Here is a 13,050-nt window from a genome sequence, read left to right as displayed (position 1 = left end):
TTGGGGAAAGGGGATGGGCCGTCCCCGCGCGGGAAGGCGCGGGGACGGCGGGGATCACGGCCGGATCAGACGGCGGCGGCGGGGGCCACGACCTGCTTCATCAGGTCATCGTTCCACTCGCCCTCGACGATCACATGGGCGGCGGCGCCAAGCTCGAAAGCCTCGATCAGGTTGTGGTTCACATAGGCATAGACGCCCGGCTGTTCGAAGGTATAGATCATCAGCCCCGCCGTGCCGCCGGGAATGAACCAGGTTTCCAGGCCTTCCTCGGGCGGGTTGTTGAACTTGCCGGTCGCCCAGACATAGTTGCCGTGCCCGCCGATCAGGTGGGGCCGGGTGTCGCGGTTGGCCTGGCTGTGGACGAAGGCCACCGTCTCGCCGACCTTGGACTTCATGGCGTTGTCGCCGGTCAGCGCACCCACCGCGCCGTTGAAGACCACATGCGTCGGCGTCAGGGTCTTCATGACAGCCACCACATCCTCGTAACTTTCGCCGGGGCTGTCATAGGTCTTCCAGTTGCCGGCCTCGTCGCGCGGGACATAGAAATCCTGTTCGCCGACGTAATAGATCTTGTCATAGCTGACCAGCTTGCCGTTGCGGTCCTTCAGCCCGTCGCGCGGCAGCACCATGACGGCGCCGTTCATGCCGGACACGACGTGCCAGGCCACCATGCCCGGAGGGGCGCAGTGATACACGAAGACGCCCGGTTTCGTGGCCTTCCAGCGCAGCACGCAGCGTTCGCCGGGGTTCACCTGGGTCAGGCCGCCGCCGCCAAGCGCCCCGGTCGAGCTGTGGAAGTCGATGTTGTGCATCAGTTCGTTGGTGTCGGGGTTGATCAGGGTCAGTTCCACATAATCGCCCTCGTGGACCACCATCAGCGGTCCCGGCACGGTGCCGTTGAAGGTCGAGGCCCAGTATTCCGCGCCGCTGTCGTCCAGCGTGATCTTCTTCTCGACGATGGTCATCTCGAATTCGACGACCTTGGGACCGCCGGTCGCGACCTGTTCATGGGCGTGGACGAAGGGCGGATCGACCAGATCCACCTTGACGCGCGGCAGGCTGTCCACGTCGGTGGCGGCGGCCGGGGTCAGCACCTTGGCGGCCTCGGCGGTTTCGGCGGAGGCGACGCGGACCTGGCTCAGCGCGCCCGCGATGGCTGCGCCTGCAAGGATCGTGCGGCGACTGACGGACAGGTTGGTCATGGCTTGTTCCTTCATACTCGGTGACAGGATCGGACCCGGTTCATTCCGGTTGAGGGAACAATGCCACGCCGCGTCGCGGCAAACGTTGTGCTGGATCAACCAAGTGCGGGCCTTTCGCCCCGATGCTTGCGGCAACGCAAAGAGCGGGCGTTTTTCCGGCCTATCGGTCAGGGTGACGATTACGAAAGGAACGCGCCATGTCTGATGAGAAACGTCCCCGAATCCCCCGCGGCCTGCGCGCCGACGGCGCCGCGCTGTGGTCCTATGGCTTCCGGCCGTTCTTCCTGGGCGGCGCGCTGTGGGCGGTGGCCGCCATGGCGCTGTGGATCGCCGCGCTGATCCACGGCCTGCCGCTGGGCGGCGATTACGGCCCGGCGCTGTGGCACGCGCACGAGATGGTGTTCGGCTTCGCCCCGGCGGTGCTGGCCGGGTTCCTGCTGACGGCGATCCCCAACTGGACCGGCAGCCTGCCGGTCTCGGGTCCGGCGCTGATCGGCCTGTTTTCGGTCTGGGCGGCGGGCCGGGCGGCGATGGCGTCCGCCGCGCTGACCGGGCCGTGGGCGGCCGCCGCGATCGACGCCGCCTTCCTGCCCCTGCTGCTGGCCATCGCGGCGCGGGAAATCGTCGCAGGGCGCAAGTGGAACGACCTCAAGGTGCTGGCCGGAGTGACGGCGGTCATGGCGGGCAACCTGGGCTTTCACGGCGCGGTGCTGCTGGGCGGCGATCCGGGCCTGTGGCTGCGGGCGGCGGTGGCGGGCTATGTCGTGCTGGTGCTGATCATCGGCGGGCGCATCATTCCCAGCTTCACTCGCAACTGGCTGAACCGGCAGGGCGCGGCGGCGATGCCGGTTCCCTATAACCGCTTCGACATGGGGGTGATCGCTCTGTCGGCCCTGGCGCTTGCCGCCTGGACCCTGGCTCCTGAATCACGCGCTGCCGCCCTGGCCTGCGCGGCGGCGGCGCTGCTGAACGCCGCCCGGCTGGCCCGCTGGCGCGGCTGGGCGATCAGGTCGGAACCGCTGCTGTGGGTGCTGCACCTGTCCTATGGCTTCGTGCCGCTGGGTTTCCTGGCGGTCGCGGCATCGGTCGCGGGGGTCGTGCAGCCGGTCTCGGCGCTGCATGTGCTGACGGTGGGCGTGATCGGGGCGATGATGCTGGCGGTCATGACGCGGGCCACGCGCGGCCATATCGGACGGGCGCTTGCCGCGTCGCGGCTGACCACGCTGTCCTATCTGTTCCTGTTCGCCGCGGCCCTGGCCCGGCCCCTGGCGGATCTGGCCGGATCACCCCGCCTGATGGAGGCCGCGGGCATCCTGTGGATGGGGGCTTTCGGGCTGTTCGTGGCCGAGCATGGCGCGATGCTGATCCTGCGCCGCCGCCAGCCCGCCGGGGCGCAGGCGGGGGCGTAGCGCCGTGACGGAAAGAAGGATAGTCCTTGATTGGCGAAGGCCATCGCCTTCGCCACGTCGCGACCTCCCTACCTGAACCGCCGGGCCTTCCGTGGTTTGGGGCTGCGCCGTCTTTGATCGCGATGCGGCGCGAAGGGCGGGGAAACGCAGTGCGTTTCCCGATCCCGCCCGTGCCAGGCCGAGTATCCTGCCGGGAACCGGCCCCGTCGGAACTTTTCGATCAGAGCGGCGCCATCCGGTCCGGCGTCCAGGCCGGTTCCCAGACCAGACGCACATCGACCGAGGCCACGCCCTCCAGCGATTGCAGCGCGGTTTCCACGCCCAGGCGCAGGAAATCCGCCAGCGGGCAGCCGCGCGTGGTGGTCGTCATCTGAATCCCGACATGGCCGCGGTCGTCCGCCTGGATGCCATAGATCATGCCCATGGCCAGCAGATCGCGGCCGGTTTCCGGGTCCAGCACGGTCCGCAGCCTGTCGCGGACCCTGTCCTGCAAGTCGGCCATGGCCGTTTCCCCCTCAGTTCCCGCGTCGCACCAGCAGACGATAGGTCGCCCCGTCGGCCGCGAAATTGCCCGCCCATTCGTGATGGCGCATCGCCAGTTCGGGGAACAGAAACATCGGCTCGCGGTCCAGCGTGGCGAACAGCACCTCGCCCGGCGCCATGCGGTCGACGGTTTCCAGGATGCGGACCATCGGCTCGGGCGGCATCAGCCCCGACAGATCCAGTGTGCGGGCCGGGTCGGGCCACAGCGCGGCGCCGGGCGCGGATCCGGGGGCCAGCCCCTCCTCGACCGCCTCGCCCGCGATGGGGGTGAATTCCACCTGCCAGCCGCCATCGGGCAATTGCCGGTCGCTGGCCGAAAAGCCGCGATTGGCCATCACGTTGAACAGGGGCACCGGGCGGAACGGCGCGATCAGAAGCAGCGGCTGACCCGGCTGCAAGCCGTCCACGGCCTGCATGATCTGGGAAAAGGGATCCTGGCCCTGCGCAAGCGAGGGGCGGACATCAAGCCGATGCGGGGCGGGGGTTGTCATAGTCGAAACTCCGGTCGGAAGGGGGAAGGATCATCGGCGGCAGCGCGTCGGGACGCAGGTGGCCGGGCAGGTGGCGCAGGCGGCGGATGGCGATCAGTTCGTGCCCATGCAGCAGCGCCGCAAGCAAAAGCGCAAGGGCCGAGATCTCGAAGGTCGCCGGGCTTTGCGCGGCCAGCGCCAGGGTGCCCCCCAGGGCCCCCGCGACCCACAACGCCAAGGACCGCCCGGCCATCCGGGCATCGGTCAGGTCGTGGACCATCGGCACCGGCGCGCGCCCGATCCGGGGCGCGAAGACCTGGATCCAGGTCAGGAAGCTGGTGATCTTGACCATCTGCGCCAGCGTCAGCGTGGACAGCCACCCGGCCAGGGCGGCAAAGACGGCCGCCTCGGCCCAGGCACCGCCCAGGGTCAGCGCGGGAATCGCCAGCAGCGCGGCAAGGGCCAGGAAGCCCAGGGCGGCGCGGCTCCACAGCATGTTGACCTCGGGGCGGGGGGCGCGGCGGCTGCGCCAGATGCGGCGGATTTCAGCCAGATACAGGCCCGTCGCCAGGGCGCAGACGGCGGCGCAGCCCCAGGCCAGGGGCCAGGGATCGCCGCCCGCCAGCAGGGTGCCAAGCGCGGCCAGCAGCAGCGCCAGCGCCACCCCCGCCGCGATCAGCGCCGCGCGGCGCAGGCGGCTGCCCCCATCCGGGGCGATCAGGAACATCGGAAACAGCCGATAGCTGACGCCCATCGCCGCCAGGGTCAGCCAGAAGCCCCCGCCCAGCAGGATATGCGGCGCCAGCCCGTCGGGCAGCAGCGCGGCGGCCCAGCCCGCGCCCTCGAAGGCCCAGGCCATGCCCGTCCCGGTTCCCCACAGGACCGGCAGCGCCAGCAGCGCCGTCAGCACCGTCGCGCCGTCCTGGGTGCGCCAGGCCCGCGCGGCGACCAGCGTCCCGCCCAGCATCGCCAAGGCCAGCGCGAAGCCCAGCCCCAGCAGCACCGGCCCCGCCGCCAGCAGCGTGCCCGTGGGCCAGCCCTCCAGCGCCAGAAAACCCGCCGCCAGCTCCAACGTCCCCAGGCCGCACAGGATCAGCGCGGGCAGCGCCAGCCGGGGCAGGATCAGCGTGCGCGCGGTCAGCACCGGCACGAACTGGATCAGCGAACCCAGCATCATCTGGCTCAGCCATCCAAGCGCGAACAGATGCACGGCGGCCAGGGCCCCTGCCCCCGACCAGCGGCCGGGTCCGGCAAGGCCCAGGCAAGCCAGCACCAGGGCCGCCAGCAGAAATGCCAGCGCCGAGGCGAACCACGCCAATGTCCATCTGGAAAGCGCCTTGCCCAGCATGTCCGATCCCCAAAATCCTGACGTTCAGAATTCCCCGACCGGGCCGGGGCGTCGTTGATCGAACGCAAAGAAAGCCACGGTTTCGCGGCCCACCGCCCCACTTCACATTCAGTTTGCCAAATCGTGTGGGAACCCTGTCCCGTCCCGGCTGTTGACTGGACAGCCGGCCCGGCCGGACCCTTACAGACGCAGACAAGAAGGACCATTGCCCATGACCAAGCTGCTTGCTTCCACCGCCCTTGCCGCCATGCTTGCCTTGCCCGTGATGGCGCAGACGGCGACCGACGCCACCACCGCCCCTGCCGCCGATGCCGCCACGACCACCGCCCCCGCGGCGGATACCGCGACCACCGCGCCTGCCGCGGACGCGACGACCACCGCGGCTGCGGACGATGGCTTCGGCTATACCGCCATGGCGGGCGACATGTCGGCCGAAACCTTCATCGGCAAGCGCCTCTACAGCTCGGAAACCGAGGTGGACGTGGGCGCGACCTATACCGAGGTCGACCAGAACTGGAACGACATCGGCGAGATCAGCGACCTGGTGCTGAGCCAGGACGGCCAGGTCAAGGCCGTGCTGGTCGATATCGGCGGCTTCCTGGGCTTGGGCGAACGGACGGTGGCGGTGTCCATGGACGACCTGCGCACCATCCGCGACGGCGATTCGGAAAACGAATATTTCATCGTCTTCACCGCTAACCGCGCGGCCTTGGAAAACGCCCCGGAATTCGCCTGGGCTGACGAATAAGCGGCGGCATTCCCACGACGGAAAGGGCGCGCGTCAGGCGCGCCCTTTTTCATGCTCAGCCGCCCAGGGCAATGCCTTCGCGCCGGGGATCGGCGCCGCCCGACAGCCCCTCGGGGCCGATCACGATGCCTTGCAGGCCCGAGGTCAGATCGGTCTCCTTCAGCTCGAATCCCAAGGCGGTCAGGCCGTCGGCCAGGGCGGCGGGCAGCCCCGGTTCGACATCCATGGGACCGAAGCGGTTCACCAGATTGGGCGCGGCCACGGCCTTCTGGATGTCCATGCCCCAGTCCAGATGGGCGATGATCGCCCGTGCGACATAGCCGATGATGCGGCTGCCGCCCGGCGATCCGATCACCATCGCGGGCTTGCCGTCCTTCAGCACGATGGTCGGCGCCATGGACGACCGGGGCCGCTTGCCCGGCGCCAGCGCATTGGCGATGGGCCAGCCGTCGGCGTCATGGGTCTCGAAGCTGAAATCGGTCAGTTCGTTGTTCAGCAGGAAGCCATGCGCCATCACCCGCGACCCGAAGCCGTTCTCGATGGTGGTGGTCATCGACAGCGCATTGCCCTGCCCGTCCACGATCGAGATATGCGTGGTCGAGGGCAATTCCAGCGACGCGTCCTGCCCCCACAGCGCCGCGTGGGACCAGCCGGGCTGGCCCGGCGCGACCTCGGGCAGGCTGTCGTCGCCCGCCAGCAGCTTGGCCCGTTCGGCCAGATAGGCGGGATCGATCAGCCCTTCGGTCGGCATCGGCACATGGTCGCTGTCGGCCATGAAGCGGCCCCGGTCGGCAAAGGCCAGCCGCGAGGCGTCGCCGATCAGCCGCCAGCTGTCCGGGTTTTCCGCCCCCAGTGCCGCCAGATCGTAACCGCCCAGCATCCCCAGGATCTGCCCCACGGTCAGCCCCCCGGACGAGGGCGGCCCCATGCCGCAGACATCGTGGGCGCGGTATTCCACGCAGACGGCGGGGCGTTCGACCACGCGATAGGCGGCAAGATCGCCCAGGGCCAGCAGGCCGGGATTGTCCGCGCCCCGCACGGCGGCAACGATGCCTTCCGCGACCTCGCCCCGATAGAACCCGTCGGCGCCCTGGTCCGCCAACCTGCGCAGCGTGTCGGCATAGGCCGGGTTTTTCAGCAATGCCCCTGCCGCGACCGGCTTTCCGCCGGGAAAGAAATAGGCCGCCGTTGCCGGATCGGGTTGCAGGGCGTCACCCTCGGCCGCGACCAGATCGGCCAGGCGGGGCGAGACGGTGAAGCCTTCCTCGGCCAGCCGCAGGGCGTCGTCGAACAGGCCCGCCCAATTCGCCCGGCCCCATCTGCGATGCGCGGCCTCCAGCAGGGCGGGGGTGCCGGGGGTGCCGACCGAACGGCCGCCGACCACGGCGTCCATGAACTCCATCGGCTGCCCGGCATCGTCCAGAAACAGCGTGGGCGTCGCGGCCAGGGGCGCGGTCTCGCGCCCGTCCAGCGTCGTCAGCTCGCCGGTCGCGGCGTCATACCAGACCAGGAAGGCCCCGCCCCCCAGGCCCGAGCTTTGCGGTTCCACCAGACCCAGCACCGCCTGCACCGCAATCATCGCATCCGCCGCGCTGCCCCCGGCCGCCAGGATCCTGGCGCCTGCCTGGACTGCCAGGGGATGGGCCGCGCTGACCATCCAGTCCTGCCCGGCGACGGGCCTGCCCTCGGCCTTGGCGGTCAGGGCCGCGCGCGCCGCCTCGGTCAGGGGACCGAAGGCGTCGCCCCGGCCGGGCGTCTCGGTCGCGCCTTCGGGCGCGACGGCATCGGTCGCCTGCTGGGCCTGTCCCATGGCAACGCTGCCCAGAAGCAGCGCGATGGCAAGTGCCGGATATTTCATCCCCGTCTCCCCCTTCATGACGGGTCCAGTCTGCGCGCTTGGGGGCCATGGCGCAACCCGTGGGATGGCCGACGCCATCGCACCGGCCACCGCTGCGTCCGGGAAGGCAGCCGTGGCGGCGGTCGTTGATCGTTTGCCACGGCAAAGCCTCGCACCGCCCCAGGGATCAGATCATAAGATTCTTCGATGTTTCTTCGCGCGTCAGCCGGGATTCCAGCAGATCGCCGTTCCGGGTCAGGATGGGATAGGCCACCTTCACCAACAAAGAATTGATTTCCTTCAGGGATCTGACCACTTCCAGGTGCAGGTCGCTGGTTTCCATGCTTTCGGCCTGGCCGCTGCGCAGCCGCGCCAGATGGCGGTCGTGGCTTTCCCGTTCCAGACGGCGCAGCACCGATTTCTCGGCCACAAGCTGGCGGGCGGCGGACAGGTCGCCGCTGACCATCACATGCAGGGCAAGCTGCATGTTGGCCAGGACACGGGCGTGCATCCGGGACAGCTCCTCCCATCCTTCCGCCGAAAACCGCAGCTGCCGCTGAAGCTTCTCGTCCGCCTGGGCCAGCAGGTTCTTGGCGATCAGATCACCGATCGCCTCGAAGTCGATGGCCATGGCGGCCAGTTCCAGGCTGCGCTTCGCCTCGTCCTCGGTCAGGTCGCCGCGATTGATCCGGGCAATGAACAGCTTGATGTCGGTGTGACGCTGGTTCACCTCGTCATCCATGGCGCGAAGCTGGGCGATCCGGCGGGCGTCGCCGCCCTCCAGCACGTCGGCGACCGGACGCAGCATCGCCTCGACCGCCTCGGCCATGCGCAGCAGTTCGCGCTGCACGCTGGCAAGCGCCAGCCGGGGCTGGGACAGCGAGGACGGGTCCAGCGAACTGCGATAGCCGGGCATCGCCTCGGCGCCATCGGGCTTGGGCCACAGGCGCGCGGTCAGCCGGTCCATCGTCCCCGCCAGGGGCAATGCCACGATCAGCAGCGCGGCGTTGAACAGCACGTGGAAATTGACAAGCTGCACCCCGGCATCGCCGCCCAGGTATTGCAACGGCTGCGGCACGACTTGCAGCAGGATCAGCGCGGCGACCGCGCCCGTGCCGCGAAAGATCAGATTGCCCATCGGGATGCGGCGTTCGGGCAGCGCCGTCCCGCGCGTCAGCCAGGCCGCGATCAGCGCGCCGCCCAGATTGGCACCCAGAACCATCGGCGCGGCCGCCTGGGCCGGCAGCAGCCCACCCGAGGCGAAGCTGGCAAACAGCAGCAGCGCCGCGACCGAGGAATGCAGCCCCCAGGCCAGCAGCGCCGCCAGCGCAAAGGCCGTCAGCGGATCGCCGCGCAGATAGGCCGCGACCTGCGGCAGCACCGCGCTGTCGCGCAGCGGCTCGGTCGCCTCGGCCACCATGCCCAGCGACAGCAGGATGAAGCCGATGCCAAGGACGATGCGGCCGATCTGGCGGATCTGGCGGTTCTCGACCTTCAGGAACATCGTCGTCCCGGCCAGCAGCAGGATCGGGATCAGGTCGGACAGGTCGAAGGACAGCAGCTTCACGACCAGGGCCGATCCCAGATCCGCCCCCAGCATCGCCGCGATGCCCGCCGTCACCCCCAGCATCCCCGATGCGGCAAAACCCACCGCCAGCACCCCCACCGCGGTCGAGCTTTGCAGCACGACGGCCAGGATCATCCCGGCCATGGCGATCCCCGCCGATCCGCCCCTCGCCTGTCGCAGGGTGCGGCGCAGGGACAGCCCCCAGGCACGTTCCACCCCGGTCCGCACCATCCTGACCGCCCACAGCAACAGCATGACGGCGGCGGCCAGATGAATCAGGATCAGGATGGGATGCATGGCGTGGTCTCCGGGTATGGACCTTCACGAAAGCCGCACGGCCTTTTACAAATCAAATCGTTACTTCCGATGGTATCATAGAATTTCCCGAGGCTGCGAGGCGCTGTGTCCCGTTGCGGGCCTTCCAGTTCGTCGCCATCCCTGGGGCTTTTCCCGCGCGGCCCAGGAATTGCTGCCGACCCCGCCCGCCATTTCCGATCAGGTCCGCAAGCGGGAAGAAGAATACGACGTTCTGTTGTTCAACCGGATGCGCAAGCAGGTGACGCCGACCAGCGCAGGCGAAGCCGACCTGAGCGCTCTGGGCCAGATCCCGACCCTGAGGAGCTTCGACTGCCAGCTTCTCGGTTCGTCACCCATCATCGCCTTTGTGGCGCACACGCACGATCTGGCGGGCGCCGGGCAGTTGCGGCCGGATCAGCGTTCCGGTCATCCGCTGGTCCTGCGCGAACGCGGTTCCAAGACCCGCGCCAAGCTAAAGGTCGCGACCCGCGCCTTGGGCCTGGATCTGCAACCCGCCGTCCAGGCCGGGGGGCGCGAGGCGGTCCGGGAGATCGTCGCCTCCCGGCGACGCGGGCGGCGGGCCTTAACCCGCCATCCGCTTCCAGATTTTCCAGCGGCGGTGAAAGCGGTCCAGCCAGACAAGGCTGCGGCGGCGATGCCGGTCGCCGTACCAGGGCATCATCCGCAGCCCCTCGTCGCCCCGGTCGCGATAAAAGTTCGGAACCGGGTGGAAATTCCGCATCTTCAGGTGGAAGACATCGCAGGCCGCCGTGGCCTGGGGCGGCACGATCCAGCGCCAGTCGGCCGCGACGCAGCGCCCCGCCGCCTGTTCGCGCCGGTGAAACGTCATGAACTGGTCCGAGGCGCTGTGATGGTCCAGCATCGTGACCCCGGCCTGGCGATAGGAATGCAGGACCGCCGCGTTCAATTCGGTCAGCGCCCGGTCCTTCCACAGCGGATCGGCCCGGTGATCGGGCACGATCCCGACGGCCTGGGCCAGATCGCCCAGAACGTCATAGCGTTTCCTGTCTGCGAAATCGCGCGATGCGATCTCGGTCCCCATGTAGAAGCCGTTGAACGGCGCGCAGGGATAGTCGATCCCGCCGATGGTCATGATATGGCCGGTGACCAGCGGAACCGAATACCACCGCAGGCCCAATTCGGCGACAGCGGGAAAGCCCGGATGGGTGATCGGCACCTCGCGGATGCAGGACGGCGGCAGGTCGACGATGTGCCGCCGGTCGTCCCGGTCCCGGATCATCAGCGGCAGGGGATCGAACGCCCCCGGCACCAGTGGCGGCCGCCAGCCCAGCGACATGGCGATGCGCGTCATTTCCTGGTTCTGCCGGTCGCCGGTCACACGCCCGTCGGCCTGGACATGGGCCGCGTACTGGATCGCCTGGGGGCTTTCGATCCAAGCCGGCAGGTCCGTCCCCCGGACCGGCGCGAAGACCGAGATGATCGATCGAATGCGCCCGTCGCCATGCGCCTCGTCCAGATGGGCAAAGACCCGCTGGGCGATCTGCGCGGGATCCGTCAGGTGGCGGCAGTCCACGACATCCAGGCTTTCCCACAGCAGCCGGCCGATGCAGCGCCCGTTGTTGCGCCAGGCCAGGCGCGCGCCATAGGCCAGCTCGTCGGGGGTGTGTTCGTAATGGCCGGTCCGGGCAAGCTCTCGCCGGACCGCGGACCAGCGGGCCTGCCGGGCGGCCTTTCCCGCCCCCGTGGCATCGTGGAAGGCGTTCAGGAAGGCGCGCGCCTCCTCTCTCCTTTCCAGGGCCGACAGGCGCCGCAGCCGTCGCTGCAAGGGGCTTCCGTGCAGCGCATCGGCACGCTGCCAGCGTCCTCGAAACAGGGCCATCACATCAGCCCGTCGAACTGCCGTGCCGAATCGCGCAGAGGGCGCCGGTTGATCTGGTGGACGATGGACAGCACCCGCGCCTTGGACCGGCGGTAATCCCGCCCGAACGGCCGCAGCCGCCGATAGCCGAACTGGGCGCGGGCGTGATCGCTGGTGGTCAGCGCCAGTTCGGCGCCGCTTTCCGCAGTGCCCACCATGTCGCGCCAGACGGGCGTGTCGGTGTACAGGCTGAAATTGTTGAAGCGCACCCGGTCCAGCATGTGCCCATGGGTTTCCAGGAACCGTTCCGTCGCCTCCATGTCCTGCGCCGTCTCGCCGGGGAAGCCCTTGAACATGGTGCAGCGGATCGACAGGCCTGCGGCATGGGCGTCGTGGATGAACTGCGAATTGCGTTCGACGCTGCTGCCTTTCCGCATCCGGTCCAGCAAGGCCTGGCTGCCCGTTTCCAGGCCGAGGGACACCCGGCGCATTCCTCCGTCCACGGCGGCCATCAGGTCGCGGCGCGACAGTCCGTTGTCGTCGCGCTGATCGACATGGACGGTGCCGACCCATTCGGCCCCCTGGACATAATGCTGGATCCGGCCCGCGATGCCCCGGATCATGTCGGGCCAGGAATTCAGCTTCAGGTCCAGGAACAGGAAGCTGGCGGTGTTGTGGCGCCGCGCCTGTTCCTGCATCTCCAGCAGCACGCTGTCGATGCTGCGGGTGCGGAACTTGCGGCCCGAGGCCGAGATCACGTCCGAACAGAACAGGCAGCGGTCCCACTGGCAGCCGCGCCCCGTCATCAGGGGCACGATGCGCACCGGATAGCGGTCCCAGGGAAAATCGGTGAAATCCGGGATCGGCGTGGCGTCCAGCGGCCGCAGAGGAGGCGCGACGGACGAGCTGCGGCCATCCGCCAGCGTCACGCCGGGATATTGCAGCACGTCCCCCTTGGCCAGGAAGGTCCGCAGCAGGTCGGGCAGCACCAGGTCGGCCTCGCCCCCGAACAGCATCGAGATGCCCGGAACCTGGCGCCATTCCTGGGCGACATGGGTCAGGTTGAACATCGGCCCGCCGACGATCACCGGAATGCCGGCCTCTCTGGCCAGCGCGGCCAGGGCGCGGATCGTCGTCATATGTTGCAGATAGGCCGAAATCAGGATCACGTCCGGCCGCCGGGCAATGGCGCGCGCCGCCTGCTTCAGGACGGTCGGATGCGGACGTTCGTGCCGGGCGCGGTAAGCCTTTCGCAACAGGTCGCGCAGGGCATAGGCCTGCGGCATGTCCGTCAGGCTGATCCGGCGGCGCAGATGATCGAAGACGTTTTCCTGCCGCTCGCGGGCGGCGGCGGGCACGTCATGGGCCAGCGGCGACAGCAGTTCGACCGTCTGCCCCGTGTTGCGAAGCGCGGCGATCAGCAGCCCGATGGCAAGGGTCGGAAAGGTCGAAAAGTTGTTCAGGTCCACAAGCAGGACATGATGCCGGACAGTCGTGCCGAAATCCGGTGCGGCCCTGCCTTCATAGGGCCGGGCCGGCGACAGGCTGCGCGGAATGCGGATATTCTGATTCATAACATGTCACTCCAAAAAACTCAACAAAACGACAGCCCGGATATTCGGCAGAACATGCTTCTCTTATTGTCCCCGGATCGCCATGCGGCCGCCGACAGGGAAATCACGCGATCTTTATCGGCAGTCCTTTCGCCGAAAACCTGTCGATTTGGACAGTTCCTTAAAAATTAACCAATTTTTAATTCCGCTTTGGTTGTGGCGTGATTATAGACCTC

The 13,050-nt window shown here is 68.4% G+C and carries 10 protein-coding genes and 1 pseudogene; 3 read left to right on the top strand and 8 right to left on the bottom strand.

The window, feature by feature from the left end:
• Nucleotides 1-65 precede the first annotated feature (65 nt).
• Nucleotides 66-1,202, bottom strand: a complete 1,137-nt coding sequence (gene nirK / locus PARHAE_RS00755; protein WP_126152696.1) for a copper-containing nitrite reductase — start codon at nucleotides 1,200-1,202, stop codon at nucleotides 66-68.
• Between the two features lie 197 nt (nucleotides 1,203-1,399).
• On the opposite strand from nirK, the gene PARHAE_RS00750 reads away from it, so the two are divergent.
• The gene (locus PARHAE_RS00750) at nucleotides 1,400-2,611 is read left to right on the top strand and encodes an NnrS family protein (protein WP_126152695.1); all 1,212 of its coding nucleotides are present in this window, start codon (nucleotides 1,400-1,402) and stop codon (nucleotides 2,609-2,611) included.
• Between the two features lie 220 nt (nucleotides 2,612-2,831).
• Here PARHAE_RS00750 and PARHAE_RS00745 read toward each other — a convergent pair whose 3' ends face one another.
• The 3 genes from PARHAE_RS00745 to PARHAE_RS00735 are packed head-to-tail and all read right to left on the bottom strand — an operon-like array spanning nucleotide 2,832 to nucleotide 4,972.
• Nucleotides 2,832-3,113, bottom strand: coding sequence for a metal-sulfur cluster assembly factor (locus PARHAE_RS00745; RefSeq protein ID WP_126152694.1), 282 nt, complete (start codon nucleotides 3,111-3,113; stop codon nucleotides 2,832-2,834).
• A 13-nt stretch (nucleotides 3,114-3,126) separates the two neighbouring features.
• Entirely contained in the window at nucleotides 3,127-3,645 is a 519-nt protein-coding gene (locus PARHAE_RS00740) for a DUF2249 domain-containing protein (protein ID WP_126152693.1), read from the bottom strand.
• Nucleotides 3,617-4,972, bottom strand: a complete 1,356-nt coding sequence (locus tag PARHAE_RS00735) for a hypothetical protein (RefSeq protein ID WP_126152692.1) — start codon at nucleotides 4,970-4,972, stop codon at nucleotides 3,617-3,619. Before PARHAE_RS00735 ends, PARHAE_RS00740 begins: the two co-directional genes overlap by 29 nt.
• A 211-nt stretch (nucleotides 4,973-5,183) precedes the next feature.
• On the opposite strand from PARHAE_RS00735, the gene PARHAE_RS00730 reads away from it, so the two are divergent.
• Nucleotides 5,184-5,720 (top strand): PRC-barrel domain-containing protein, encoded by a 537-nt coding sequence (locus PARHAE_RS00730; RefSeq protein ID WP_126152691.1) that lies wholly within the window; start codon nucleotides 5,184-5,186, stop codon nucleotides 5,718-5,720.
• Nucleotides 5,721-5,775: 55 nt separating this feature from the next.
• Here the strand turns inward: PARHAE_RS00730 and ggt are convergent, their stop codons facing one another.
• Nucleotides 5,776-7,578, bottom strand: a complete 1,803-nt coding sequence (gene ggt / locus PARHAE_RS00725) for a gamma-glutamyltransferase (RefSeq protein ID WP_126152690.1) — start codon at nucleotides 7,576-7,578, stop codon at nucleotides 5,776-5,778.
• A gap of 166 nt (nucleotides 7,579-7,744) precedes the next feature.
• Nucleotides 7,745-9,421 carry a Na/Pi cotransporter family protein gene (locus PARHAE_RS00720; protein WP_126152689.1) on the bottom strand — a complete coding sequence of 559 codons (1,677 nt, stop codon included), beginning with the start codon at nucleotides 9,419-9,421 and terminating at the stop codon, nucleotides 7,745-7,747.
• Here PARHAE_RS00720 and PARHAE_RS22040 point away from each other — a divergent pair.
• Nucleotides 9,411-9,971, top strand: a pseudogene (locus PARHAE_RS22040) (LysR family transcriptional regulator); the annotation flags it as partial. The gene PARHAE_RS00720 and the pseudogene PARHAE_RS22040 overlap by 11 nt on opposite strands.
• A gap of 33 nt (nucleotides 9,972-10,004) precedes the next feature.
• On the opposite strand, the gene PARHAE_RS00710 reads toward PARHAE_RS22040, so the two are convergent.
• On the bottom strand, nucleotides 10,005-11,282 hold the full coding sequence (locus PARHAE_RS00710; protein ID WP_126152688.1) for a nitric oxide synthase oxygenase: 1,278 nt from the start codon (nucleotides 11,280-11,282) through the stop codon (nucleotides 10,005-10,007).
• Nucleotides 11,282-12,835 carry a B12-binding domain-containing radical SAM protein gene (locus PARHAE_RS00705; RefSeq protein WP_126152687.1) on the bottom strand — a complete coding sequence of 518 codons (1,554 nt, stop codon included), beginning with the start codon at nucleotides 12,833-12,835 and terminating at the stop codon, nucleotides 11,282-11,284. Before PARHAE_RS00705 ends, PARHAE_RS00710 begins: the two co-directional genes overlap by 1 nt.
• Nucleotides 12,836-13,050 lie beyond the last annotated feature (215 nt).

Origin of the sequence: Paracoccus haematequi, from assembly GCF_900631945.1 — a bacterium.
Classification (GTDB): domain Bacteria; phylum Pseudomonadota; class Alphaproteobacteria; order Rhodobacterales; family Rhodobacteraceae; genus Paracoccus; species Paracoccus haematequi_A.
This window is presented reverse-complemented; position numbering and strand designations above follow the sequence as displayed.

Bases quoted from the DNA above. Each gene is read 5' to 3' on its own strand.
- PARHAE_RS00735 (WP_126152692.1), bottom strand. From the start codon at position 4,972: ATGCTGGGCAAGGCGCTTTCCAGATGGACATTGGCGTGGTTCGCCTCG.
- nirK (WP_126152696.1), bottom strand. From the start codon at position 1,202: ATGACCAACCTGTCCGTCAGTCGCCGCACGATCCTTGCAGGCGCAGCC.
- ggt (WP_126152690.1), bottom strand. From the start codon at position 7,578: ATGAAATATCCGGCACTTGCCATCGCGCTGCTTCTGGGCAGCGTTGCC.
- PARHAE_RS00705 (WP_126152687.1), bottom strand. From the start codon at position 12,835: ATGAATCAGAATATCCGCATTCCGCGCAGCCTGTCGCCGGCCCGGCCC.
- PARHAE_RS00745 (WP_126152694.1), bottom strand. From the start codon at position 3,113: ATGGCCGACTTGCAGGACAGGGTCCGCGACAGGCTGCGGACCGTGCTG.
- PARHAE_RS00740 (WP_126152693.1), bottom strand. From the start codon at position 3,645: ATGACAACCCCCGCCCCGCATCGGCTTGATGTCCGCCCCTCGCTTGCG.
- PARHAE_RS00720 (WP_126152689.1), bottom strand. From the start codon at position 9,421: ATGCATCCCATCCTGATCCTGATTCATCTGGCCGCCGCCGTCATGCTG.
- PARHAE_RS00750 (WP_126152695.1), top strand. From the start codon at position 1,400: ATGTCTGATGAGAAACGTCCCCGAATCCCCCGCGGCCTGCGCGCCGAC.
- PARHAE_RS00710 (WP_126152688.1), bottom strand. From the start codon at position 11,282: ATGGCCCTGTTTCGAGGACGCTGGCAGCGTGCCGATGCGCTGCACGGA.
- PARHAE_RS00730 (WP_126152691.1), top strand. From the start codon at position 5,184: ATGACCAAGCTGCTTGCTTCCACCGCCCTTGCCGCCATGCTTGCCTTG.